We start from the raw sequence: 26,107 nt of genomic DNA on the forward strand, positions 1-26,107 counted from the left end.
CCAAGCTTCCCCGATAGCGGCCAACACCAGCAGAAACAGAATGGAGACATCGTGCAGCCATTGAAGGAGCAAGAAAAAACCCAGCTATGGCTCGATCAGTTCGAAAGCCCCGCCGACCGTCTGCTGGCCGAGAAGCTGCTCGACTCGATCAGCTACTGCCCTCTCAACGAATTCAAAAATAGCCTCACCAAGCTCATAAAAAACACACTTCCATCAAAGACCACATCAGCGCTTTTCATCGAGCGCGAACTACAAAAAACAAGAGCTAAGCTCCCGCCTCCGATATACGAGTCGAAAAAGACCTACAATCCAAGGTCGAAGAAGAAGCACCTGCGAGCTCAGGGCGCAGCGATACAGGCCATTAAATCGCTTAACTACACCAGCCAAGATATTGGAAGTGAGACGCTAACGACCCACGTTGCAACTACGCTCTGCCGCTCCAACGGCGCACGTTTTATACTTCAGCCCACTGCGAATAATGTCAGAGACTCCAAAGTCAGAAACTTCGTCATCCTTACTGACTTTATCGGCAGCGGAGACCGGGCATTCGCGATGCTTGATGCCATGTGGAATGTTCCCTCGATTAGAAGCTGGCACTCGGGAAGGTTCATAAAGTTTTGGGTGATGGCTTACAGCGGCACAGGGCAAGGCATCAGAAAAGTTCAAACGCACAGATTCTCTCCAACCGTCGCAGTTGTAACCGACTGCCCGACTATTCATAACAGCTTCGATGCAGACCTGGAGGATATGAAATCCCTCTGCAAAAAATACGGAGCACACAGTGACAACCCATTGGGTTGGAAAAACACTGCCGCCCTGCTGGCCTTCGAACACGGGGCGCCGAACAACATGCCGGCGATATTCATCTCGGAGAAAAATAGAGGTAAGAGAAGATGGGCGCCCCTCTTTCCCAAACGCGTCACCGATGTCCTTCGTCAGTCCGCCCAACTCACCCAAACCAATATGGACGTCCTGTTCAGCACCGCCTTGAATTCTCTTCAAGCCATTGAAATCGCACAGTCCCCCCGGTTCAAGCGATCCAATGATCAAAGCAAATCCGCAATAATCGTTCTGCTAGCCCACTCGCAAGGCAAACGACGAATAGCGGAGTTGCGCCGAATCCTACCGCTATCTTTAGACACATTAATTCACGCAACAGATCGTGCAGTCCGCAGGGGCTGGCTCACAAACTCGGGAGCGCTGACGCTGGCGGGCCATAAAGCTATCCGCTTCCTCCGACGCCAAGGGAAGAAGTTTTTTGTAGCCCCCGCCGCCCTCGCTCCGTATTATCCAACGCAGCTGAGGGCTCCGCAGTAGCGGAATCTAGTATCCCGCACGTTGTGCGGGCGGTTTGGGAGCAAATTATGCTTACCGTCGAACGATCTCACGCGTACTGGAGGTTGGCAGCCTTCGTGGTGTTCGCTATCGAAGTCTGGCGCCAGAAGGCTTCCATCCGCAGGGCGGAATTTAAAGGTAGATGACCCGCTGGAGCTCTCAGCCCTATCTAAAAGCAGGCCGCCAAGCAGGCGTGTCTGAGAGTATTCTGCAAAATGCTGTGCAGACGGCAAAGCAGATGAAGCACAGCTGCCCGCCTATATTTACCCTGAAGCACCTCGCTCACCTGACTGACGTCCCATACCCCTTTTTACATCGAACGATTAGCCGTAAGTACAGGGCAGAAGCGTACAACGTATTCAAGCTGAAGAAGCAGAATGCTGGGCACAGCCCAGATCGGTTCAGGTGGATCTGTGCGCCCACGGAGGATTTGCTCCGGGCGCAGCGCTGGATCAACACCCATATCCTGTCCAAAATCCAGCCGCACGAAGCCAGTTTCGCCTACGACAACCGTAACGGGGTGCTTGAGACCGCACAACTCCACTGTGGGGCGACGTGGCTGATCAAGCTCGACCTCACTAACTTCTTCGAGTCGATCTTGGAGCCTCAAGTCTACGAGCTCTTCAGGTCATTCGGTTACCAACCACTGGTGGCATTCGAGCTTTCGAGGCTCTGCACCCGTGTTCGCGCTAGCGGTAACCCGGATCAACGACATGGCAACAAGCCGCTTCCTCCGGGTTTACCCTATTCCGGAGACACCCGCATTGGCCATCTGCCCCAAGGAGCCGCGACGTCTCCGAGGATTGCCAATCTGGTCATGCAGTCGTTGGACGAGACGTTGCAGACCTATGCGACAGAAAATAATTTGATGTATTCGCGGTATGCGGACGACCTCGTATTTTCCTCCAAAGGCGTATTTGACCGGCTACAGGCTACTCAGCACATCAAGGCGATCAACAAGTGCTTATCTGAGGAAGGATTCTGGCTAAATACTGCCAAGACGAAAATAGTTACGCCAGGCGCCCGCAAGATCGTGCTGGGGCTGCTGATTGATGGCGACACACCTCGGCTTTCGCAAGTCTACAAAAAGCATGTCAGCGACCATCTCTATTATTTGGCCCACCCCAAGATCGACGCCACAGCCCATGCAGCGCGACGTGGGTTTCATTCGTTGCAGGGACTTATCAATCACGTCAGCGGGAAGATCGCTTACGGCCTCAGTATCGAACCCGATTGGGCAAACGAGCACGGCAAGCGCCTCAAACGCATCTGCGCGCAGCTTCATGTTGACCATGTCCTGTTCCCGTGAATCCCATCGATAGCAGAAAAACTCTCGGGAATCCGGGCGTCAATCAGAGCGCTATAAAATCTACCCTTTGTACCGGAGCCGTCTGTTCGGGCATGAAGTAAACATGATCAACGGCCGTCATGACGTCCTCTGGACTGAGATTCAATTGGTCAGCACGGGTGAGACTTACACCCTCCAACCGCCGTTGCCAGCTACATCTCCTCTAGGAGATCGAGGGCTGAAGGAGTTTCGACCAGCGTCCCTCGCCGGCGCGATCTTGAGCAATGACCTTCGCCTCCCTCATTGATGCGGCAGTCCACAGCGTCCTTAGGACGCTGCTATTGAAGCTGGCATACCATCCGCAATTGACAAACCATAGGCCTCATTTTGTTCAGCATATTCAGATGGCTCCAACGAGAGAAGCGTCATTCCACGCAGCCAAACTTCATGATGAGTGATGACTACAAGGATCTGCCCGGCAGCCAAGGGCCCTCAGTCGACGATGTTCGCTTCGAAGCGATTGAGTTTGAAAAAGCCGTTAAAGGCTACATTGAGCGCCATACCGGAGAATGGCCTAAGGATGTCGGGCTCGGTAAGCTGATCCGAAATGAGTTACATGAATACCCAATGCACCCTGAACTTCCCGACCTCTGGCCGAAATTTTTACAAGAAGCCAAAGAGCTCAAAGCCTTGCGCAATAAAATTGTGCACTCCGACCCTTCCGGACTGCCTACATTGTCCGACCTTTACGAGCGCTTCCATCGTGCAAACACGCTGCTACGTCCATTCGGGTTTGTGGGCAGTACTTCGCGAGACAAATTCTGTGAAATGGAGTGGAAAGGAGGTCATCTTCACTTCAAGATAAATGACGCCTGCTACGCGCTTAACGGCCCGGATATCAACAACCTGCTCAGCGAGCTCGACCCATCGAGTCGTGGGAAAGTGCATTTTAAAAAAGGAAAGCTTGTTAGCTCCAAGATGCTGGATTACGGCTATGAGCGATGCACCTACTACATCGAAGAATGCGAGCCTTTCGAGCTGGTTGAGGAAGAGTCCATGGCACTTCAGGATTTACTGATGTGCTTTCTCAATGACCCTGAACTGAAGTATCCCTAAAATACAGCAGCCGCCCCCATGAGCCGGGATGTTCTCGCAGCCATAGTTGATGGAGTACGGGCAAAGATGCCTGCGTGCTCCTTCCGGGGACGGCTGTCGTAAGCCAGGCCAGTCAGCTAACGTCGACATCCTGGCCCTGCGGGCTTCCATCCTCATGCCCTCGGCCGAAAAGGCCTACGCGCTCTTCTTCTCCGGTTGATCTGGATGCCCCTGATGGCCTTGCTATTCAGCATCTAACAACCCTCTGCGGGAGGTGGTGAGCGCGAAGCAGACAGGCGTTCAGAACTCAACACATATCGATTGCCATGTCTAACGCACTTGTACCTCGGTGCCAAATCAGAGTTTTCGCGCCGTAGGCATCGCGCGCCCGGTAATTGTTGGCCTATTCTGCTTGGCGACCTTCCCTCAAGATTTGACTGATCCTGCGGCGAGCCAACATGCCCTGCGGGTCTCTTCCCGGAACAACGCCGACCACTGCCAAGGAGTGCACTATGCCAGCCAATTATCCACCAGAGTGGTTCCAGATGGCGGACGTCCGGCGGCGCCGGCTATCGGCTTCCATCTGGATTCCCCTGCGTCAATCCGAGGTGTTGCACCAGCAAGGAACCGACAGAGAGCCTGGCACATTTGAAGAAACGCTTTGCGTCGGCTCACTGGCGGTCTACACGGATCAGCGGGAGTTAGGTGAGACTCTTGGTTGGAGCTCCATTGGGTTGATACATACTCCTGGGCCCTATGCATTCGGCGATGGCCGATACAAACCAGCAGATCAATACCTCCACGATGAAGAAGAGCCGCCAGTGGGCGTGGAGCTCGTTCTTCTCAATCATCTGAACAGCGACCACGACACCCAGTGGCTGGTGAACCAGGATTTGATTCTGGCGCTGCGACTGATGCAGGAAGGTGATCTATGGGTAAGCCCCAACGAGGGTTACATGGAGGTTATCCGGCAACGCAGAAATAAAGCTGGTCGGGTGATCGCCATCGAAATCCGTGCTGAACATTTACGCGATTATTTATGCGCACGTGGTCTGGCCCTCAGGCTGGCGCAATACCGGGAGCGTAAGCAGTACGTGGCAGATGCATCTCACATCCCATGGCACGGGGCTCCTGTCGAAGAGAAGAAGGACAACGAGCTCTTCAAGCTGCATACCTTTAGCATCAGAGCCGATGGAGGCCTGCTGGGCCGCATGTCGGTGATGAGGGTCTGGCGAACAGATGTTGACCCTGAGGAAGACGTCCCAGCATTCGCTGCAGAGAACAACAGCAACACCGACTATGAGCATTATGAAGTCGAGCACTCCGGGCTCACTTATGAGCAGGTCGACGGTAGGCTCTGGCGTGAAGAGTGGGTAGAGCCCGCATCGCGGAGCGAACGGGTTCGTGGAGACCGACCTGAGGAGGAGCTGTACTACACAACAGGTGCCTCTGGTGAAAGGCTGTCGGCGAGAGTGCTCGACAATGAGGATATCGGGCTGTACCTATGGTTCAAGGCAGAGGCGATTGAAGCCCTGTTGGCGTTCAAGGGATCGGCGTTGGAGTGGTACACATCGGACACTGGATCAATCAAATGCTCGCCTGACTACAGTATTCATTTTGGCGTGAACGAGCAGAGTCACATCAATGCCCATGCTTACGACATCGTCAAACTACCGCTTTGGCAACAAAAGATATGGCATGGGTTCAACATCTCGCCAGACGGCCGCCCATCGCGCGAGCTGGTGGCTTCCCAGTTTGAAAGCAATCCTGCAGATACCACCGCACCCGAAGAGATGTTCAAGGTGGTGATTGGCAAGCTCAACGCTTTCTTCGCTAAACACTTTGATGCCCCGCTGTTTAAACCCCATGACCATGCGGCTGAAATTCTACGCAACTGTCACCGCTTCCGAGCCTTGGACAAAAATGGCGTACTGGCATTGGCCAAAGACATTTCCAGACTGACTGCGGACTCTGTCGACATCGATCTCTTGAGGCAGCTTGTGAAGGTTGATCCCAAGGAAAAGCTGGGAAGCTTGAAACTCTTGGAGCGCCTGCTGTTGAAGTACTGCGACAAGGACGTGGCGCGCCAGATAATGACGCCGCTTCATATTGCTTACGGCCTTCGCCTAGGCGACGCTCACCTGCCTTCCAAGAAAGATCTGGAGGAAGCGCTACGCGATCTGCATACCCCCGAAGACGCTGATCCAGTCACGATCGGAGCAACCTTGCTGGCCAGGGTTAGTATCAGCCTTTGCGATATAGGGGACACCCTCGATGCTGGGCTTAAGGTCGAAAACAGAACGTCATAGCCCAGTTGCGGCTCATCCCTCGGTGAAAACCTGGTAATGGCAGGCAAGCTCTTCTGGCAGCCAACGGCCGGGCGCGCAGGCGCCTGTCGGGCTCCTGTCGTGTTGTGTCATTAGTAGCTTCTTCATCATGAGTCCTACCAACCTTCTGATGGAGCGAAACAATGAACAGCACCACGTCTGGCCAACCTCGCCTGTTGAACCTTGATGAATTCGCGGCCCTCATCCGCAAAATGCGCGAGGTCTTTCAGTGGTCGCAAGAGACCCTGGCCGAACTCGCGGGTTTGCACGTGCGGACTGTGCAGCGCGTCGAGAACGCCAAGTCGGCAAGTTTCGATACCCGCCGCGCACTCGCACGAGCATTCGAGATCGAGGACATCGACGCATTCAACAAGCCCTACATCATTCCTAGTGAGGAAGAACTCAAAGAAGAGAAGACCCGCTTTGACCGCGACTACACCACGCTGCGGGCACTCCCCTTAGCGACTGGCCTTCAGCTCGCTAAGCTCGCAGAAGGTTCCACGGTCGATCTATGCCAGCCTGGTTTTGAAATCAAGCGTGAGGCTCATGAGCTCTTTGCGACTCTCGTCGACTATTTCCGCGAATATCGGGACTGCGCCTGCGATTACTCGGAAACCTCAAAATTTGCGGTGTACGACGAGATGCAGGAGCTCATCGATGAGCTGCTCACGCTGCAGGTTTGTATTCAGTGCGCAACGCGTGAAATTCACCTGAAGGCAACGGGCAGCCAGCCAGATGCGAAACCCATGACTGTCGAGATGACTTACCTGATTGTCTTCGAACAGGGCAAAGCGCCGGAAGAATTCGCGGTGCAAAAGAAACTGGACTTCCGTTTCTGATGCTTGCCGCGATGAGCAAGGACGATCATCCCACAGCCCGCTCACTTATCTGACGCGTGCTCAAACGCTTCGAGACATGGTCACACCTGATTGTGTAACCCTTCGTGCTGGCTTCGCGAACCGGTACAACGCGATCAGTGATGCCATCCCAAAACGTGGCAATTTCCTCAAATGGCTTGAAGCAGGCTGGAAACCTCTCTCGGAGGCGTTGGGTGATCAGAAGATGAAGGTCGATACGATCGCAGGTGACGGCAATACTGTAATGATGAAATGGCACATGCAAATCGTAGACAAAGGCCCGTTTGCAGGCGCACCAGCAACCCACAAGACCATCGATTGGGAAGAGATCGGTATCGCTCACTTCAACGACGAAGGCAAAATCGAGACGCTGTGGTTCATGTGCGAAGAGCCGAAACTCGCTGTGAACATTGGTTACAAGCTGGAGCTCAACTAAGCATCAGCTTAGTCTGCACTGAACATCAGTACATCCCTGCTGGCCGCATTACTCCTTAGGTGATGTGGTTGGCGCTGTGTCCACATTTTATCTCCACCACTGACATCTGTCGTCGCTAAAGCGGCGCCGCCTTCAGGTGTCACGTTTGCTAAACCCCTTGCTTTTTCACAGCCGCAAACCTTGATGGCCGTCGAGCGAAGTCGGCACAATGCCGGCTGTCAGTGAAGACGCCAACCTGTCTCGCAATTTTCTCCTGACGCGACGGGGCAGCGACGCAGCGATTCCATCAGCCATGGGAACATCAAATGCAGGGCCTAAACGCAAACCACGCTCCCCAGATATCACTTCTCAGAGACATTGATGATCAGCTTTCAGATGCTTGGAGTTCAGTCTATAAGCTGCAGGAACTCAGCCATCATTATGACCACATAAATGATGTAAACGAGGACTACGATGAGGAAAACCTGCATTTCGCTTCCAAGATCGAGCGCATTCACCTTTCAATATGCGTATTGATTGAGTCTCTGGGCTATAGCCGGCTGTTGAAGAGCTTCAAATCGGGTTACAAAATATACGCTGACAAACCCACAACGTGTAACACTAGCAGGGATGGAGATTATTACAGCAAGACACTAGGTTACTTATGGAACTTTCACAAAACCATCTCTTCCATGGTCAACCCTGCCACTATTGAAACAGATGAGCAAAAGCAACGCGCTATGCTCGAAGTCATTTTAAAGAACACGCCTAAAATTGTCCTCGATCGCGATTCCGTTCCTAATAGTGAGGCGGATGTGCGTAACTGCGTTTACGATTTGTTGATCCACGTATTCCCAGATACCAAACGTGAAGTACCCATCGCACAAGTCTCTGGCACGTACAAGGCCGACATTGCCATCCACTCCATCAATACTGCGATAGAGTTTAAATATGCAGTTACGCCCGAGGAGGCCAAAAAGGTGATAGGGGGTTTTTACGAGGACATGCATGTGTATGCTGGGAGTGAGGATTGGAAACACTTCTATGCCGTGGTGTACATGGCCAAGCCGTTTTTCACCACCGAGCAGATCCAGGCTGAGTTTGGTCACGTGGGTGCCAATCGCAATTGGTCACCAATCCTTGTGCATGGTGAAGGGACGCGCAACCGCTCTAAAGCCACGCCCCCCTCAAAGCCGCGTAGGAAAGCATCGGCTGCGCCCTGAGGCAGCACTACGCCGCCCCTCAGGGGAAGGCGCATCAGCCGTGTTAGCACCGCTACCAAAGCGTTGGGAAGCGCTCAACGAACCATTCGATGAAAACCCCAAGCCTGGCCTTCTGATTCAGGCTTGGGGGATAGACGATGTGGAACGGTACCGATGGACGCGGCCATTCACCCAACACTGTGACCAGCTCACCCGTTCGCAGCGGGGCCTCCATGAACTGCTTGAGATTTTGCCCAACGCCGAACCCCGCTTTGATCAATTCGATGTGCCCATTACCCTCGTTGGTGGAGTAGTGATGATTGGCGATTTCAAAGTGCTCCTCGCCACGCAAAAACAGCAACGATTCGACCTTGCCAGTGGCAGCCAAAAAATAGCCCACGCTGCTACCTGTGCGACCTCTTACGAGCTGATCACATCGCCATTCTCGAACGCCTCAACACCATCCATAAAGATGATTTGTCTCTCTCAGAGCTCCTCAATTACTAGCCGGGCAAACCTGACCAAATCAGCAAAGTTCCCCTTACCGCTTCGATCCAGATGAAAGCCCATCATCCCAACTCCGCGCGGCCCGTCTCTATCACATTTTATTGAGTCTCCGATCATCGCAACCTGAATGGCATTCGTCCCAAAATAATCTCCTGGCACAACACCTAGCTTTTGGCAGATCGATCTATAGATCGCCGGATGCGGCTTGCTGACGCCCTCCTCGTAGCTGAATGCGTACCCATCAAGACCAGGGAATAAACGCATGATCGCCGCTCTATAAGGTTTCGCGAGATTGCTACAGACACCGATCCGGACGCCGTGCTGACGCAGTAAAGCAATTGCTTCGATGGCATCTTCGTACGGCTGAATCCCAGCTACTTCAGCGTCGAGCGAAGCGGTGAGTCGCTGTAAGTCTGCCGCCTCCATTTTGATTCCAAAATGTTCTGCCGCCTCAGCCAAATCAAGGTTCAGGGTCATGATCTGATGTGCATCATCAGGCTTCGGTCGACGGCCTTGTATGCGCCCCTCTCGCAGTAACTGACGATAGGGATTAACACCAGCCTCGATCTTCAGGATCGTGCCGAACGCATCAAAAGCGACAGCCTTTATCGGCATCTCTTAGTCCTCATTGGACGGCCCTTGAAAGCTTGCGCCATCGCGGATTGCTATGTTGAATCCGGGACAGCGGCGTGCGGGTGAGTTCGTGTTCCTTCCCTGGATACAAGCGCGTCGGAAGGCGGCAATCTCTGGCACAGCCGTGTAAACCAACTTTTTGCTGTGTAAACCTTGGAGGTTTACAAGTTAAACATTTGGTTTACAACTGACAGAGCGCACAGAAGCATCTTTCGGATTTGCTTTCACTGCCGGGCTTAATAGATTCGTCAAACCAACATACCAGGTGTCAGTGCGGCCGAATTGCTACGCCTAATCTTGAAAAATCTTCGATAAGCCTTTTCTGGCTCAGCATCGCCGGAACTTTAAATAAGTGGCGATAGCCGGAATATACAAAAAAAGGAATCACAAGAAGTCCCAAGCCATATGTGGCTACACCTATAACTATTCCTGCAGGCACCGCAAGCACGACAAACTTTAGACCCATCAAAAAGTTTGAACGGGCGATAACTTTAATTTCATCAAAGTCGTATTCTAGGCTGCCATTGGGGGATTCGTACGCGACAATGACAGATACGTTTTTCTTAATTTCTTTAATGTACCAGGTTCTGGGCACCCCTTCGGTAAACGCTCCCTTTTTTTTCACGTATGCAGGTACTATCAAGCTTTTAAAGTAGCGAGTTTGGCCTCGCTCATCTTCGACTCGCACTCGGTCATAAGATGACCCCGTTGAGTCGCCGACGTTGTAGACCGAATTTTTGATGACCACCACCATCTTTTTCAATTCTGACACTTCCCACCCTCTCCCTGAATTACCTATCGAAACGTCTTTTGAATGTTCGAAGTGATTTTTTCATCTCGATTTGATCTCACTCTCAGGGCAGCTGCTTACCCCCAATCACGTTGACAGTTCACTAACGACCACGTAGTGATCTGCTTGATCAAGTGTCTGCAGCAATTTAAAGCCGGCGACTGAAGAGATCACCCGCACCGCAGTGATTGCAATCGTGGTTCCATTAGCGATCGTTCCAGAGCGGTCGGCATATGCCACCGCAGCAAAACGATTCCCCACCCTGGCAGCCTGCATCAAATAAGCATCCACCAAAACGCCCCAGTCAACTTTCTGTGCGCGCACGACCTCAGAGGGTACTGGTTCATCCTTGAGTATTTTTTCGGACAGATAAAAAGTCTTTACGGCGCAAGGTTTCAAATCAAAAGCACTCATCAAATTTCAATCTCGAAGGCAGGGTTAAAGCCTGTTTCTTCACTTGGATAGCCGCGCGGATTTGACACAACACGGCAACCCGCCAGATCTACATCCACGCTATGGTGGGTGTGGCCGAACACCCAGACGTGAGCTCTCTCGATCAAACCAGGCCATTCATTCGTGTAAGCAGCGGTGAGGTGCCCAGTGTGCTCATCACCCGCGACCGCAGCGGTAGGACTGTGATGGGTCACAACCACAGTCCTACCCTCGAATGGCTGCTCCAGCTCGTTAGTTAACCAGGCACGAGCTGCACGATTTCGTTCCACCACATCATTCGGATACAACCTGCGATACGACTCCCCCGCCCTGATCATCCGAAAATCATTCATGCCTTCCCGGGCTAAGCTGGTTGCGATAACTGTGTTGCCGGTCGAAGAAAAATCAGTCCAGCCCGTTGTGCCCAAAAAACGAGTTTGCTTCCAAATAAACGCCTCGTTTTCGAGAACGTGGACATTCGGAGCGGCTGCGTCACGCATTTTCTGCAGCGTTTTGTCGATATGGCCTTTGTAGTACTCATGATTGCCACTCACATAAATCACAGGGCATTTGAACGCTTCGCCTGCCCATTTCACACCTCGCGCGAGCAAGTCAATGTCCCCTGCCAGAATCACCAGATCAGCATCGCTGGGCGGCGGCATGAAGGTGGAGAATTCGTTGTGTAGGTCTGAATAAACTCGAACTTTCAACGGTGTCGCCTTAGCCGGTTTAGCTATAAATTGAAGGAGGCGGTTTTTTGCCAAGTGTCCGACGAGTTTCGTCGGGGGAGCTCTATGCACCTAGGCGCTTTGGCGGCCCCCTATTCACTCTGGGAAAACACACGCTTACCAATCCTCATTAAGGGCACTATATTGCATGGAGTGGAACTACGCAATGTGGCTATATCCTCGGCTTTGGATGCTCCCAATGCCGCTGAAGGAATCGTTGGCTGCCGTCCTGAGACTTTCACGATCATCACAGCGCCTGTCTCAGGAAGATTTCCATGGTCGAGTCGAATCTCGGCACATGAGCAATATCGAGCATGCAAAAAGCAGCGTCACACTCACAACCCTCGAAAACCTCGCCATCGTGCTGGATATTGATCCTGTTGCGTTGCTCGCCGTTGCCTCCTCACACGACAAGGGCCTATCCCCCAAGGAATTCTTGAAGCATCTGGCAGGTGAGATCGGCAAGCTCGAAAAACTAGGAGTGATTGAAAAGCTCGACGGGGAATTCAAGGATGGCCAGCTTGATACGTCACATCCCCGCATACGCTCCTCATCGTTGAACAAAGCTGCCGTCCTCAAGTACAAAGCTGAGGGCAAAACGCAGAAAGAGACTGTTGAGCTTCTGGGACTGGGGAAAGCCACGGTCAGCAGACTGTGGAAGGACGACAAGTAGTAACCTATCAGCCGACTTGTTAGTCCCTACCGTGGAGACGACCTAGTGGAGGCCAGAGTGCGAGGCGAGACACGTGCTACTGCAAACCAGTCAGCGAAAAACTCTCCCGAACGCGGCCTCATTTTGATGCCATCGAACCAAGCTTCGCGGGGATGGACACCGACTCCTATGAGCAGCACACCCCCACGCTTGCAGGCTAGCTCTCGATCGGTACACTGGTGGCCCATAGCCAGAAACTAGGACGGTTTGAGCTGTCCGTAACATCTGGCGCGTAACAGTATCGGCTACTACGCAGTCATCGGCAGGATGGCCGTGGCTTCATGCCCGATATGAGGATTGGATTTAATCCACCTTTGACATGAGGGGTTCGCATGGGCATTAAAATGGATCACGCTTTCGACCAGAATGGTGATCGCTGGGAAGCTGCCACGTACACAAAGGGAACCGGCGCCGAACCCCTGCAGTGCAAGTGCGGTACTCCAGTCACCCATAACCCGCCATACAGCCGGGAAATGTATGAAAAGTCTGTTTTCGTCCAAGGCTATTTTCGTCTTTATCCCAAAGGTGCTCATGCCGCGAATTGTCGCTTCGGGGTGGACGAGGAAATTAACGAGATTGCAAGCACCTCCGAAGACCTGATCGAGAGCATCCAGCACAATCGTTACCGGATGCGCCTGGTCATGATCAAGGAAGCCCTGGAAAAAGGTGGTCGTAATTTCGAGGATGATGGGGGCATTCGGGCGACAGCGGGTCGGACTTACACCCACAACCCAAATCTTCTTCCTGCGTACATCAATTCCGCCAAGCGAGCCCTGAAGCTCCGCGCGCTCTGTGACAAAGACCAGGACATCGAACAGCATCTGGAGCTGGTGTTTGAGGGCAACGTGAAGGTCGCCTGGAATCAGTTCTATTTCGAGCCGGAACGCCACGCGGAAGCGTATTACGCAGTGTCGCACAACGCAGTTCAACACCCCGTCGCGATTCAAGGTGCGGTGAGCAGCGTCAGGACTGAAATCAGGGGTGACAAAACCAAGAACGTTATCAACCTGCAGATGAACAAGTTCCGAGTCGATCCAGATGATGCAGAAAATGGCATTGGCCTGGAGGTGAGCATTTGGGCCAGGGATCCATCGTGGCTCAAAGGCATTGAAAAGGACGATGAGGTCGTAGTTCTGGGCATGTGGAAACACTCCACAACCGCACCCGAGAAAGCCCCTAGGGAGGGACGCTTCAAAACCCTCACTAAACGCAGATTGACGTTGACCTTGGTTCTGAAAGCCCAGGTCTCCAAAATCGACTGATGAACGCCTACCCCCCTGCCTAAGGTCAAACAGGAAACGCTCATGCCGGCCATCACCAAACTTGTGCTGCACAATTTCAAAAGCTTTGGCGATCTGACTCTTCAGTTTGATGCCGGCACCAACGTATTGATTGGGGACAATGAGACGGGCAAGAGTAGCGTCCTACTGGCCCTTGACCTCGCATTAAGTGCGAGTCGCAGCCGGGTCGAAACCATTGGCTACGAAGCGCTACTGAACCAATCTGCAGTGAGGAAATTCCTGGCAGGCCCAGCCCGCCTCGATTTGCTGCCAGAGGTAATAGTGGACATTTTTCTTGAGGCGGGTGATGACCAAGGCCTGTACGGACGCCAGAACTCGACGGGGGCAGACAGCGATGGCCTGCGCATGGCCATCGTTCCCTTGGTGGAGGATTTCGGCGAAACCATTCTTGAACTGCTTCGGGATAACAAAGAGAGCTTTCCATACGAATACTACGCGGTACAGTTCTCCACTTTTTCCGGGGCACCCCACGTCAGTTATCGAAGGTCTGTGAAGCACCTACTCATCGACAGCTCTCGAATCGACACCGAGTACGCCGCGCGGGAATACACACGGACGGTGTTCGGCTTTCACACCCAGGTGCCAGACCGCCATCGGCTCGAAAACCAATACCGTCAGGGCAAGGAAGGCTTCCAAAGAGACAGTCTCAAGGAGCTGAATGCCAAGCTGGGCGAGTACCAGTTCGCATTGCGAACAAGCGTGCGTTCGAATTTGGAAACTGACCTGGTGATCACCAAGGAAGGGATCCCAATCGAAAACCGTGGAAAGGGCGAGCAGTGTTTCATCAAAACCAATTTTGCGCTGCAGAAGCATGATGCCAGAGGTGGCCTACACGCCTTGTTGCTCGAAGAGCCCGAGAACCATCTGAGCCACACAAACATGAAGCGCCTGTTAGAGCGTCTGACCCGCACCCAAGGAACCCAACTCTTCATCGCCACCCACAGTAGTCACATCTGCTCACGACTTGATCTTCGTCGAGCCCTACTCCTGGGAACCGAACAAAAGGCAGGCCGACTCAAGGATCTGACGGAGTCCACTGCCGAATTCTTCATGAAGGCCCCGGACAACAATGTGCTTGAGTTTGCGTTGTCGAATCGGGTCATTTTGGTCGAAGGGGATGCCGAATTCATCCTTCTGGAACACTTCTACAACAAGCACGCTAGAACCACTCCGCAGTCAGACAACGTCCACATCATCTCGATCGGTGGTACCAGCTTCAAACGGTATCTAGAGCTCGGCAAGCTCCTTGGGATCAGAGTCGCAGCAATCCGGGACAACGACCATGACCATCAGCAAAATTGCGTCGAGAACTACAAGGCTTGCCTGTACGACGGTGCCCGGATTTTCGCTGACGGGAACAACGAGCGCTCTACGTTCGAGATCGGCCTTTATCTCGACAACCAAAAAATCTGTGACGATCTATTCAGGGGAGCGCGCAAGACCCTGACGGTTCAGGATTACATGCTTAAAAACAAGACGGATGTGGCGTTCGAGCTCCTTACGAAGAAACCAGAAGAACTTGTCGCACCGGCCTACATCCAGGAGGCGATCCAGTGGATAAGAGCGTGATTTTCGCGGTCGCCGGATCCGGGAAAACTAGCCTGGTGATTGATGGCCTGAGCCTTGACCAGCGCGCCCTGATCGTCACCTATACCGAGAACAACTATCGCCACCTTCGACACCGCATCATCCAAAAATTCGGGACGATTCCGCCCAACATCACCGTCATGACGTACTTCTCCTTTTTGCACGGTTTTTGTTACCGGCCACTGCTGCAATTAGAGCTGAATACCCGGGGCATGAACTTCCGACTGCCAACCAACCCTCGGACGCCGCTCAGCGATATGGCGCGCTTTAGGGATGGCAGTCGAAGGCTCTACTACAACCGCCTGGCTAAATTGCTGGAGATGAGAAAATGCATACCTGCGATACGCGCGCGGGTCGAGCGTTTCTATGACTGTGTCTACGTCGACGAGGTGCAGGATTTCGCCGGCCACGACTTCAACCTATTGCTGGATATCTCGAAAGCAAAGGCCAGTATGACCTTTGTTGGAGACTTCTTTCAGCATACTTACGACACCAGCCGGGACGGCTCGGTTAATAAATCACTGCATGACGACATCACCAAGTACGAGAAACGATTCCGTGACGCCGGAATCAAGGTGGACAAAACCACTCTGGGGCACAGCTGGCGGTGCTCAACAACCGTCTGCGATTTCATCAATGCGCAGCTGCAGATCACCATGGGCGCGCAGCAGGAGCGGGCCAGTAAGATCATTACGGTCGGAGAACCCGGACAAGCCGCGACCCTTCACGCCGATCCAAACGTCGTGAAGCTCTTCTTGAAGGAACACGATAAATACAATTGCCACTCGCTGAACTGGGGAGCGAGCAAAGGCATGGATCACTTCGGGCACGTGTGTGTCGTGTTGGGCGCTGACACCTGGAAACGATACCAGAATGGCAACTTACACGAGGCCAATCCACAGACTCGAAACAAGCTGTACGTTGCTTGCTCGCGCGCAAATGGCGACCTCTACATCGTTCCCGACAAGCTTTTCAATCCGTTGAAGAAAGCCCGGTAGCCGGCTTAGTAGTCTTTGTGGGCAAGATGGTGGTGGTAGCTACATAGGCCGCCAGAATCTTGGTCATAGACGCCTAGGCTACTGCTGCACACGGCGCATTCCGTGTAGTCCAGTTCAGCAAAGCAGATTGCACATTGCCCATGCTCCACGAGAAAGGTGTCGTTACCGCACTCGTGGCACGTTTCGCTGCACGCATCCCCACCATCTTTTACGTTCACATAATTGATGCCAGCTAGCGATTCCGCTAGGGCAGGCACCATGACCGCCTCGTAGCTGCTGGATTCCAGGCATACCATGCAGACGAATTCTAAGCTCTCAGGATCGAGCGTCGGATCGCTGACCCGAACCAGCTGAGAGTCGCACTTGGGGCAGCGAACTTCGTTAACAGCAGCGGCAAGCTCGGGAAAAACCCAGTCAACTTGCTCCAACGACTCCAAGCACGCTTTGTATTGTTGTGCGTAGACCTGCTCGACCTCCACTAGGGATTGCCAGCATGACCGCCCCAACAGCTTCGCAGGATCTTCGCCCAAGTGGGGCTGGCAGAACTGGATGATGAGCTGCAACGAATTAGCGATGGCCTCCTGCATCTGGGAGTGCGAAACAAGGCTGTAATAGTGCTCAGTTGAATTCCGGATTTTCTGAAGATTTTCAAGCAGCTTCCACTCAACACCCGTGATGCCGAGCGATGAGAGCCGTTTTTGGATCTCCATGTAATCAACGGTTTTCTTTCCCTTGCCCTTCCAGGTCACGTCCTGGGTCTGAGGGTGGATGACCGGGCTGATATCGGTTTTCAATAAAACCTCATCCGACCCAAGTGGACTGAGTTGCTGCAGCCTACATTTGAACAGCAACAGTAAACCCGCGTAGAGATTGCGGATTGCCGAGAGAACCCTTCTCGGGTCGTCGCTATGGAAATCCTCCACGCCAAGCTGAATGGATGTGACAGCGTTCTGCATCATGCTCATTCGTAAAGCCTCAACGAATCTACCCACACCTGATTCAACAACTGTTGCTATGAGCTGCGACAACGAGGGTACTGTATCCGCGTATCCCCTTCCTGTACTAATGGGACGCCCTCTGCGCGACTAGCTGAGTGACGATGGTGTTTCGGGAAAAGGCCAAGTGCCTGGGCTGCTCACACCATCTAGGTACAGACGAAGACACCTGCAGGCATATGGAATGCTTTATTCAACCACCGCCTCGCTCTCCCGCCGAAAACGGCTGATGCGTTATCGGTATCGAAAGATGATCGTTGACCGGGGTTGTTTGATCCCAGCCTTCTCAGCGCTTAGCGGCTCAACTGCCGCAGGTAGCGAAGCCCCACACGCATCAGGTCGACCAGGCGGTTGAGCTTGCGGTAGAAGTTATCAGCATCCACTAGAAACCCCAGGCGATCCTTGATGCCATCACGCTCGTGGGCCATTGCCTTATAGCCGGCTGTTTCAATCATCCCCACGACGACCATAGCTTGGCAGGCAGTGGCCAACTGACGATGACGCTCAATGTCGGGCGTATAGCGAACAGAGTTGTTGAACATCCGGTGATAGCCCAGCATGGCGCAGTAAGCAGTGCTGCCAGCAACGAAGAGCTGCATCGTGCTGACGTGCACACCCAGGCCACTGAGGTACTCGGATATCTGTGGGGTATGTGAGCAAGCCACTGCATATAGAACCGGACACGCCACGACGGAAACGAGTGCTTGGTTGGTAGACGGGATGGCGACAGCGCGATTGAACATGCGACGCAGATAACTCATGGCAACTCCTGATTAACGAAAAACTCACCCCGACGAAAAGCGGGGTACCCGATTAGCATCAACAGTCAGCGAATCCCTCGCAACCCAATCGATTGCAGTTGCTGATTCTGGTTGAGTTCATCGTGTCGCGACATCTTCTCCAAGCGCTTCCCAGATGGGCCTAGCTCGGCGGCATAGCAAGCGGAGCGCGCAGGCGTGAGGATAGAAGCCCGCAGGGCCAAGACAGGCCATTCATGGTCGGGCTCGGTTCACGACAGCCAACCCGGAACGGCCCCGCCACAAAACATCCAGTATGTACCATTAATGCCTTCCGCCTCATTGCTAAACTCTGTCCCTTTACCGCTGGCATAAATTGTTAACGGAGATGCCGCATCAGATCGTTGTGTTGAGCCCTGGGCAATATCGCCTGAAGGCTGACTTTATCCTCGATTTGTACCAAATCGGCCACCGGCCACCGGCCACCGGCCGCCCCGCTATGAACGCCGCTTCGGAACTTTGTGCCACTGGGGGTTGAGCACTAGCAACTCGGCATCAAGCACGGTTCGGGAAATTAAGGATAGCGTTGCGAGAGTCGGACGTGTTCGGATCACATGGATAATCTCGTCCGTGTCGATCTCTTTGCCAAGAGCCTGGAATCCCTTCCCTCGTTGGGATCTGGCGACTTTCATCGAGTCAATGATATCCTCACCTAGCCTGATGACCCAATCTTCCTGGACGGGCTTAGCCGCCAAGCCTCTTAGGAAGCTATTTAGCGTATCGAACTCTACCTCCACTGGGTCTTCAGAGCATCGATAGGCAGGCCCAGTTCTGTTGAACACCACATAGTGATTCTCATCATCAGGAAGCGGCTTTATCTGTGACGGGCGGAAGGCAGCAGAATTATCAAGAATCTGATCATTCAGGTAGTGATGATTGAGCTCCGCCGACCGGTGAAACATCGGTGCGGTGTATGCAACGAGATTCCCTTTGCTCTCCAGACTCAGCAGCAGATCGTGCTGATCAGAAAGGGTTCGCGCATGAAGGTGCCACCGGTAGTAAGGCCCACCCATCAGTAGGTGCTCCTTGCAGTTCGACCGCGACATGAAGTGGCTGAGCTTGAACTGAAGGAAGATGGCTGTTCCCCCGGTTATCTTGACGTCATAACCTCCACCTGCCCGACCTTCGGCATACTGCGTGGGAAATTGTGGGGCAGCAGAAATCGACGATCCCATCATGGTCACAGCCTCGCTGGTGACGGCAAAGCCATAAGAAAACTCGGAGATATCAGGCTTCATAGAAATCCTTGTCAGGTAGTCTGATTGAATGGAGCTTAGCTGTGCTTTCAGGGGCGCTTGGTTCGCTCAGGTTTTGTAGGTTTGCTCCGGTTGGTGGGCGCTGACCAAATACTGACAGGATCAAAGAGCGCGCGCTTGGACTCCATCGTTATACCTGCGGGGTACCAGGCAGCGAGTCCACCCTCCCCTCGCCTCATCGATCCTATGATAGATGTCTATGTACTCATTACCGTAGCTCGTACCATTCTCCTCAGTCGGAGTTACTAATATCTGCTCGTTACGTTACGCATTCCACGCCATCCGACCACCCATTCCACGGTCATCCGGCCAGGCAGTCGGAGCGTAGCGACGCAGATTTGCATTGTTAGTCTGAAGTCTCTGTCGCCGTCAATTTCGTTGCGCGCCTGCGCATCGATTCGCCCTTCAGTTCGATTCAGTATGGCACTACTCAACCGCATATAGATTAGTCCGATATCTTGATAGTCGCTCAAATGGCAACCTTCTTCTTTCTTGAGCAGATGGCGAAACTCACCTATCCAGTGCCCCCGGATAGCCATGAAGCCCTCCTCCCAAGCCTCAACGACAAGTTCACATGGGCTTGCGCGTAAATTAACTTAGCCTCATTAGAGCGCGCTGGTCATCACATTGACGACTATTCTGTCCTTCATCTCATTCACCTTGCCTACAAATCCTTTGGCTCCGAGAGCCTTGATAAAACGGCGATTCACGTCTGAGTTCAGAACTGTGAATTTACGATCTTTCTCTGCAAACCTGTTGAACCCTTCCTCGTCGAGATTTTTGAGGATGCCTGCCGTGTGAGGCCACTCCACCGCCTTTGTTGTCACGATCTGCAAGAACGCTTCAGTGCGACGTTTCGAAGGTATCGTGTTGCGCCCTGTTGCGGCAGTGTTCACGATAGGGATAGATGCTGCTTTGATGGGCCCGGTAGTCTTCATAATGCGATATTCATCTCCCTAGGATCAAAGTTGAATATCGCCACCAGCTCCGTCTGGCAACGAGGAACCAGCAGTAATCTCGTTAGCATATTCGATGCAGGCTTCGATTCGCTCAAGCAATAGGGTGTAGGGGGTTCGGATGGGATTGCAGAGGTGACCGATATGCTTGGCATTTATGTCGTAGAAGCCCTTTAATAGGTTGTTAGTCAGCAAGTTAAATCCAGCCGGTGGAAGTTTTCGGACAACGCGAAAAGGGCCAAAGCTGTCATACCCCAAGCCCACGACTCCACGTGAAGTAATGCTCAAAGCCTGATGCTGATTAAAATCGAGTCGTCCTGCTTGCCATAACCAAAAACGACTAGGATGACGGTTGTCGATCAAGGCTGGTTTGGAAAACCTATGAGTGTCCTCCCTGAACAAGAGCGTATAGGTCAGAATCTTCCATGTAACGACGTTGACGTACAGGACGACAGTGAAGCTGTGGTATGACCAAGCGCCGGCTGAATGGAACATGCAGGCTGGCCGCCATGAAATCATCGTGATGTTATACATCGTAGCAGAGCCTGACCAATTTTGGGATATAAAGGCCAGCAAGATTTAGATGCGGCGTCTCATAAAGTTTAAGCTCGGAAATAAGCAGGCCCAACAGTATTCCAGACTCGTCCAGCAGAGACCATATCGAGTCCTTGCAAAACGGCGCATAGTAGTTTTCATGAAGAGTTTTACTCGCCTGATCACGGGTAATCCAACCCAACATGATTGCACTAAAATAAAGAGCATATAGCCGCGCCATGCAGGTGCTACGATAAATTTCCTGATAAAAATTCCCATGGACACTAGGGCTTGCATAACCTTCATCCCCACCCCAATATTCAAACGCAAACCTGGGATAACCGTGATGCAGCGCGGGCATCATCATAGCCCTCATTAAGGTGAGCAAGAACATTTGCACCTTAAAGCTTTCCCCAGACTTGGCTGCAAGCCTCGTGAGCTTGTCCAATCGCCGTTGAACTTTAAAGGTTAGGCCATGCCGCAGTCTCCCCACTTCTCTCATCTTGTCGCAGCCCTCCTTAAACTTGTTTTTATCCCAGTATGAAACAAATGCCTGAACGGTGTAGTCGTCGAAGTCCTCAAATAGAATCGATGAGTCGTGAAGCGGAATGCCATGTAGATCACAGAGTGGCTTCGTCAAATAGCACCACTGTAGCTTGCAGACAGGAATGCCGACTTTTCGAAAGGAGTCAATGAAGCATTGTGAACAGAATGCTCTTCTGAACTGACTGGGGATGGCAGGCCGATTAAACCCAGGAAAGCGTTTGTTCAGCCAAGGTTGGCCAATGTCAAAGGTCTTCTTGAACGACTCTACGAACTCGTTCTCGCTCAAAAGGTCGCGGTCGGCAAACCATTCGCCGTTTATAGCTCTGTTGTCACGGGTTACGATCATACCGTCCTGCGAGTTAAACCGCTCCTGACTGAGGAACGGTATATGCGCGGATGAGTTCACTCTCCACAACCATGAAGACAAGGTCTCGTCTGCCAGGGGTTCTGGAAGAGAAGTATTTCGCGATTTCATTGCTACTGATCCTTTATTGAGAAGCACAAGGCTGGTTGGTATGTCATATATCTTTTGCCTATGGTTTTTTTGGGGGGGTATTGGGTTTGTGGTAGGTGTTTGACTTTCTTGCTTACATCGCGGTGTACATCAACCGAACGCTTTTGACTCTGCTGCATGCCGCAGCTCAGGCAAATGATAAAGAGCTTCAGGAAGCGAAGGAGCGGTTGCAAAGTTTCTAGCCCTCCCGTTAGACCTCGACAAGATCTCAAGGAGGTCTGTGCAATACAAGGATTCGCACACGTTGATTAGTTGATCGATGGTGATATCTCGCGCGCGCTTGCCTAGTCTAAGGTCGCAAGGCACCAACAAATCTGTATCGTATTGATTATTGCACCAATCATAGAACTTTCGAATTACTGCCCCAATATCAGCTGCGGGAATATTCCCTGACACGTGGACAACTATTTTTGTAACCCGATTTAACTCGGAGTAGTCTAAAATCAATTTTTTATTTCTCGTAGACAGAATGGTCGTGAAGTTTCCTGGATACCTCGTCAGCTCCTTAAGCTGGTCAAAAACCACCTCCTGCATGCCGTTTTGGCTGGTGATAATATCCAGATCGTCAAAGACAATAATCTTTCGATCAGCTTCTCGGAGATGTAACAAACTTTGAGGTGTACGCTTGTGGCTTGGAAAATCACTCAAAGGAAAAAGTGCATGAAGCACCTGTCCTACGATGTTGATTTTGTCGTCGTAAAGGCGAGGCGTTACAACAATTACACCGGATGGGTGCTTCGATGAAAACTCATCGAGTATCGAGCTAATACCAGCACCCGAAGCCCCGCGCAACATCACAATCATGCTGCTCTTAGCATTAACGACATCATCCAAAGCTTTTATGACTTGAGTGCGCTCGGGCCAGTGATACTGGAAGCCGTGGAGGCCTTCCAGCACCATGCGGGCAATCTGACGCTTCTTGATAGGTGACAGATTACGTTTCATTTTCTCTTACAAATCCCCGTCGTCAGACGGAATTTCAGCGCTACGCAGTGCGTAGTTAAAATTTGCCATGATCTCATCGATATTGTCGAGGTGGCGATGGTTGATGTGCTCCGTGCCATCAATGATGCTGGCCATAGCGGATGCTTGCAGAATCTTTACTACGTTATCGGTGATACCGTTTCCCTTGTTCATGATTTTCAGGAACAACAGTTGATCCTGGAAATTAGTTTTCTTCTTCAGCGGCAAATGGTGGATGTAGCTGGACACAAAGTTGCGAAACTCTGGCCCATTCTCCCATCCGTTAAGAGCTACAACAGGATACCGACGTTCAAGCTGAGGATCCTGCCGCAGCACACGTGCTGCGTCCGGCACACCAAACGCAAACACCGAAAGGCCGTAGGTGGAACCTGAAAGGTTCTTTAGTAGCGACAGATTGATGCGCTGCTGCAATTCGGTCAGGGTGAGGGCGTCATGAATCTCGTCAATCACAATCGCACGAATGTTCTCCGTCCTGATGATGTATTGAAGCTCCGGCGTGATGTTGTGACCCTGCCGAGCCCTTCGCCCAACCCCTAGGCCCAGTTCGCTCAAGATAAGATCCTTGAGGGAGTACCCATTAGGGCTCTGGTGCATGGTCACGAAAATCATCTTGTTTGCGTTCGTAGCATTCCGGGCTTGCATCTCGCCGATCAGGGCGGTTTTTCCCCCTCCTCCAGGGGCGGTTACAAGCATGCTGGGGGCATTGATCTTGTTGCGCATCTTCATGGCCAATTCCATCCGCAGAATGATTTTCTGGGCGCTCGGGTGGTGTACCCAAAAGTCATTGGAGCAGGTGATCAAACGAACATCGTCGGATTCATTGAAGTGAATAACAGACGCAGGGTGTACATGGGAATAATCTGACATGTTAATTCATCGAAATTGAAGTGAATGAACCGCTTGATCTTTTGATCTTTAATCTGGGCGAAGATGCCCTGCTAAACCTCAACCCAAATTCTAAAAGAGACCTGTCTCATGCTCATATTAGACTTAGAATTTATTGCTGTCGTAAAACGTAGGTGGCTGATTGTAGTCAACATCCTCGGGCTTCTTGAAAAAACCTCCTATATCGAAAACGTTATTCTTCTTAGTCGTTTTTCCGGAGGCTTTTGGGTTAGTGTTTTTGGTGCTGGCTTTAGTCCCAGCGTGATCAGGACTGTTGATATCACCGTTTGACATGGCATCTTTACTGCCGCCGGCGGTTGCAGACTTTCTCGAATGTAGGGCTGCCTGCTTCCTCTGATCAGCCTTCCCTCTTTCTGCCTTTCTCTTGCGCTTCTCCTGAGTGGTTAACTTAACTTCCTTGTTCTTTTCCTTGGTGATTTCAATGTACGAGCTTGCGCCGGCCTGAGTCATGGTGCCATCCCTGTCTCCTTTCTGCTGGCGTTGCCAACGGTACATTTCATAGTCAGAACTCCTGTTAAAGAAATTGCGGACGCAATGAATTTTCTCAAAAACCTCGCCGAATTTTACATAGATGTAGCTCAAGTCATAGGGGTCATATTTGACTTTGACTTTATCTCGAACCTTATCCTTGAGTGATTGCCCATAGTAAAATCGGCGAAACAATTCGATACCCCCCGGCACTACTTGTTTTCGTGGGATTTCCGGGTAGAACCGATACTTGAAGTCTTCATATTTGGAAACATCCAAGACTCGGCTATTTTGCTTTTTAGAGAAATGCCCTTCCCACGCTTCTGCGGGGGTTTTACCCAGCTCAGAATGTTTTGTCTGATGATACGAGTGCAGCGAGTACACCAAGATACGTCGCAGCCCCGTTAACCCGATTGCCGCCTTCTGGTGACTCTTGAGATGTTTACCCTGTTGAGCATTGGAGCCTGTCGTGCCCGGTAGCGGATGCATCGTGTTGATCATCAACTTACCAATCAAGCTCTCAACGTGACCGCCTTGGTGTTTCTCGGGAATGTCCCGGTGCTCGACGACAATGTCAAAATCCTTGGCGTTAAGCACAAACACATCCGAGATGAACTCCTTTGCGTTATCAGTGTGAATGACCTCAGGCACACCGTAATAGGGATGCAAATGCTCCGGGAGTCCGAGGCTTTGCAGAAATGCAGCCTTGGGCAACGCGCAACTCTCCATGAGCATTGCAACCGACACTGCGCTGGGCGGAAGCAATGACACGTAGAAGCCCAAGATCACCCGGGTATGCAGATCAACGGCAACACTGATGTAAGGGCGCCCCAGAACGACTGTTCTGTCGTCCTCGTCAACCACCATCAGGTCGATAACCGTATGATCGATTTGCACCCACTCAAGCGGTCGCCTGGTGACTTTGTAGCCCGGCTTTGCCCCATACAGTTGCTTGGTTTGGTCACCTGAATGCGTCATCTGATACAGCAGCCGCTCATTCCTGGCTTTGATCCAGGTGGCTACGGTGTGGTGACTCGGCCTGCGCATCCGCCTGTTGTCCGCTTGCGCCTGACAATGCCTCCATACAGCCGCAATGGTTTTGTGCGCTGGGTAATGCTCCTCAAACATTTCCTCTATCAGCTTGAGTGTCTCAGGGTCTGTAACCGTGAGACCAGGCCTTCGCCCAGTCACACTTGATACCAGAACTCTATAGGTTGTAGCCCCCTGCATGGCCTTCAAAAGCTTATAAAAGCGTGACTTCTTGACACACAGAGTTTCCATCGCTACGCGTGCACTGATAGCACCCGCGATGTAGTCTTTGAGAATGTCGTATCGTCCGACCGCCTTATCATGTCGCCTGACTTCGTTAACGGTACTGCTTGTGTCCAAGTTCGGCTTGAGCTCACCTGTGTGTTCCTCAAATTTTTTTGACACCTAGAAATCCTCTGGCATAGGGTCAGACATCCAACTTCAAAACATGCGCTGACATAGCAGGCACACTATCCAACGAAGCCTCATGCTGACCACTTTCGATTTGTTAAAGAGCGGTTTACATCTGCCCCGTGACAGGACGCCGCGCAGTAAACCTGAGCGAAAGAAGTTGGTCAATAGTGCGGCCGGCCAGCTATATTTAGATATAAATTGAAGTTTCCGGTCATTATTTATTTTGACTCCAAAACAGTTTAAAGCCTTATAGATCGCGGCCTGTGAATTTTTCTCTATTTTTTAAATTCTGGGTAATTTCGCTGGTTTAATAAAATATTGACTTCCAGTTAGGACTTCCAGTAACCAAATCCTTTGAGGAATTCGATAGATTGTGTTCTCATTTCACCCAGATGCTATCGAAAAATATGGTAGATAAAATTTTGATTCGCTTGAGATTTTAGGGTGGCCTAGTTAGGCACTCTTATTACATATATTGCTATAGCTTAGGGATGCTCCGAT

25 protein-coding genes are annotated in these 26,107 nt (G+C 51.9%); 11 read left to right on the forward strand and 14 right to left on the reverse strand.

Going from position 1 to position 26,107, the window contains the following annotated elements:
• The first annotated feature begins 51 nt into the window (after positions 1-51).
• The 7 genes from BZK31_RS17755 (at position 52) to BZK31_RS17785 (ending at position 8,540) form a co-directional block, all read left to right on the forward strand.
• Complete coding sequence (locus BZK31_RS17755) at positions 52-1,317, forward strand: phosphoribosyltransferase-like protein (RefSeq protein ID WP_083184272.1); 1,266 nt, start codon at positions 52-54, stop codon at positions 1,315-1,317.
• Between the two features lie 160 nt (positions 1,318-1,477).
• Positions 1,478-2,644, forward strand: coding sequence for a reverse transcriptase family protein (locus BZK31_RS17760; protein WP_024648491.1), 1,167 nt, complete (start codon positions 1,478-1,480; stop codon positions 2,642-2,644).
• A 426-nt stretch (positions 2,645-3,070) separates the two neighbouring features.
• The gene (locus tag BZK31_RS17765; protein WP_087881676.1) at positions 3,071-3,739 is read left to right on the forward strand and encodes a hypothetical protein; all 669 of its coding nucleotides are present in this window, start codon (positions 3,071-3,073) and stop codon (positions 3,737-3,739) included.
• A gap of 491 nt (positions 3,740-4,230) precedes the next feature.
• Positions 4,231-6,027 carry a hypothetical protein gene (locus tag BZK31_RS17770; RefSeq protein ID WP_024648489.1) on the forward strand — a complete coding sequence of 599 codons (1,797 nt, stop codon included), beginning with the start codon at positions 4,231-4,233 and terminating at the stop codon, positions 6,025-6,027.
• Positions 6,028-6,188: 161 nt separating this feature from the next.
• Entirely contained in the window at positions 6,189-6,884 is a 696-nt protein-coding gene (locus tag BZK31_RS17775; protein WP_024648488.1) for a helix-turn-helix domain-containing protein, read from the forward strand.
• A 76-nt stretch (positions 6,885-6,960) separates the two neighbouring features.
• Positions 6,961-7,338: an ester cyclase gene (locus BZK31_RS17780; RefSeq protein ID WP_083184259.1), complete on the forward strand. Its 378-nt coding sequence runs from the start codon at positions 6,961-6,963 to the stop codon at positions 7,336-7,338.
• Between the two features lie 305 nt (positions 7,339-7,643).
• Positions 7,644-8,540 carry a PD-(D/E)XK nuclease domain-containing protein gene (locus BZK31_RS17785; RefSeq protein WP_083184260.1) on the forward strand — a complete coding sequence of 299 codons (897 nt, stop codon included), beginning with the start codon at positions 7,644-7,646 and terminating at the stop codon, positions 8,538-8,540.
• Between the two features lie 52 nt (positions 8,541-8,592).
• On the opposite strand, the gene BZK31_RS17790 is transcribed toward BZK31_RS17785, so the two are convergent.
• From BZK31_RS17790 to BZK31_RS17810, 5 genes are all read right to left on the reverse strand, one after another.
• The gene (locus BZK31_RS17790) at positions 8,593-8,919 is read right to left on the reverse strand and encodes a LysR substrate-binding domain-containing protein (RefSeq protein ID WP_024648485.1); all 327 of its coding nucleotides are present in this window, start codon (positions 8,917-8,919) and stop codon (positions 8,593-8,595) included.
• 86 nt (positions 8,920-9,005) lie between these two features.
• Positions 9,006-9,641 carry an HAD family hydrolase gene (locus BZK31_RS17795; RefSeq protein WP_024648484.1) on the reverse strand — a complete coding sequence of 212 codons (636 nt, stop codon included), beginning with the start codon at positions 9,639-9,641 and terminating at the stop codon, positions 9,006-9,008.
• 286 nt (positions 9,642-9,927) lie between these two features.
• Entirely contained in the window at positions 9,928-10,431 is a 504-nt protein-coding gene (locus BZK31_RS17800) for a hypothetical protein (RefSeq protein WP_157900760.1), read from the reverse strand.
• A 105-nt stretch (positions 10,432-10,536) separates the two neighbouring features.
• Positions 10,537-10,863 (reverse strand): hypothetical protein, encoded by a 327-nt coding sequence (locus BZK31_RS17805; protein WP_083184262.1) that lies wholly within the window; start codon positions 10,861-10,863, stop codon positions 10,537-10,539.
• Entirely contained in the window at positions 10,863-11,591 is a 729-nt protein-coding gene (locus BZK31_RS17810) for a metallophosphoesterase (protein ID WP_024648481.1), read from the reverse strand. The genes BZK31_RS17805 and BZK31_RS17810 overlap by 1 nt, the downstream gene beginning before the upstream one ends.
• A 217-nt stretch (positions 11,592-11,808) precedes the next feature.
• Here BZK31_RS17810 and BZK31_RS17815 point away from each other — a divergent pair, with 217 nt between their 5' ends.
• The 4 genes from BZK31_RS17815 to BZK31_RS17830 all read left to right on the forward strand — a co-directional run bounded on the left by BZK31_RS17815 (position 11,809) and on the right by BZK31_RS17830 (position 16,207).
• A complete protein-coding gene (locus BZK31_RS17815) occupies positions 11,809-12,282 on the forward strand; it encodes a helix-turn-helix domain-containing protein (RefSeq protein ID WP_032631873.1) in 474 nt (157 codons plus the stop codon).
• A gap of 371 nt (positions 12,283-12,653) precedes the next feature.
• Entirely contained in the window at positions 12,654-13,583 is a 930-nt protein-coding gene (locus BZK31_RS17820) for a hypothetical protein (RefSeq protein ID WP_083184263.1), read from the forward strand.
• A 42-nt stretch (positions 13,584-13,625) separates the two neighbouring features.
• On the forward strand, positions 13,626-15,191 hold the full coding sequence (locus tag BZK31_RS17825) for an ATP-dependent nuclease (RefSeq protein ID WP_083184264.1): 1,566 nt from the start codon (positions 13,626-13,628) through the stop codon (positions 15,189-15,191).
• A complete protein-coding gene (locus BZK31_RS17830; RefSeq protein ID WP_024648477.1) occupies positions 15,176-16,207 on the forward strand; it encodes a DEAD/DEAH box helicase family protein in 1,032 nt (343 codons plus the stop codon). The genes BZK31_RS17825 and BZK31_RS17830 overlap by 16 nt, the downstream gene beginning before the upstream one ends.
• 5 nt (positions 16,208-16,212) lie before the next feature.
• Here the strand turns inward: BZK31_RS17830 and BZK31_RS17835 are convergent, their stop codons facing one another.
• The 9 genes from BZK31_RS17835 to BZK31_RS17880 form a co-directional block, all read right to left on the reverse strand.
• Positions 16,213-17,172, reverse strand: a complete 960-nt coding sequence (locus BZK31_RS17835) for a hypothetical protein (RefSeq protein WP_024648476.1) — start codon at positions 17,170-17,172, stop codon at positions 16,213-16,215.
• 323 nt (positions 17,173-17,495) lie between these two features.
• Positions 17,496-17,963 carry a hypothetical protein gene (locus BZK31_RS17840; protein ID WP_024648475.1) on the reverse strand — a complete coding sequence of 156 codons (468 nt, stop codon included), beginning with the start codon at positions 17,961-17,963 and terminating at the stop codon, positions 17,496-17,498.
• Between the two features lie 473 nt (positions 17,964-18,436).
• On the reverse strand, positions 18,437-19,237 hold the full coding sequence (locus tag BZK31_RS17845) for a hypothetical protein (protein ID WP_083184265.1): 801 nt from the start codon (positions 19,235-19,237) through the stop codon (positions 18,437-18,439).
• Positions 19,238-19,860: 623 nt separating this feature from the next.
• Positions 19,861-20,193, reverse strand: coding sequence for a hypothetical protein (locus BZK31_RS17855; RefSeq protein WP_083184266.1), 333 nt, complete (start codon positions 20,191-20,193; stop codon positions 19,861-19,863).
• Positions 20,194-20,217: 24 nt separating this feature from the next.
• Positions 20,218-20,745: a hypothetical protein gene (locus BZK31_RS17860; protein WP_024648471.1), complete on the reverse strand. Its 528-nt coding sequence runs from the start codon at positions 20,743-20,745 to the stop codon at positions 20,218-20,220.
• A complete protein-coding gene (locus tag BZK31_RS17865) occupies positions 20,738-21,766 on the reverse strand; it encodes a hypothetical protein (protein ID WP_083184267.1) in 1,029 nt (342 codons plus the stop codon). Before BZK31_RS17865 ends, BZK31_RS17860 begins: the two co-directional genes overlap by 8 nt.
• A gap of 129 nt (positions 21,767-21,895) precedes the next feature.
• Positions 21,896-22,750 carry a hypothetical protein gene (locus BZK31_RS17870; protein WP_083184268.1) on the reverse strand — a complete coding sequence of 285 codons (855 nt, stop codon included), beginning with the start codon at positions 22,748-22,750 and terminating at the stop codon, positions 21,896-21,898.
• A 6-nt stretch (positions 22,751-22,756) separates the two neighbouring features.
• On the reverse strand, positions 22,757-23,656 hold the full coding sequence (locus BZK31_RS17875) for a TniB family NTP-binding protein (RefSeq protein ID WP_235662480.1): 900 nt from the start codon (positions 23,654-23,656) through the stop codon (positions 22,757-22,759).
• A 123-nt stretch (positions 23,657-23,779) separates the two neighbouring features.
• Positions 23,780-25,597, reverse strand: a complete 1,818-nt coding sequence (locus BZK31_RS17880) for a Mu transposase C-terminal domain-containing protein (protein WP_083184269.1) — start codon at positions 25,595-25,597, stop codon at positions 23,780-23,782.
• Positions 25,598-26,107: the final 510 nt, after the last annotated feature.

This window comes from Pseudomonas floridensis (genome assembly GCF_002087235.1).
GTDB classification, from domain to species: domain Bacteria; phylum Pseudomonadota; class Gammaproteobacteria; order Pseudomonadales; family Pseudomonadaceae; genus Aquipseudomonas; species Aquipseudomonas floridensis.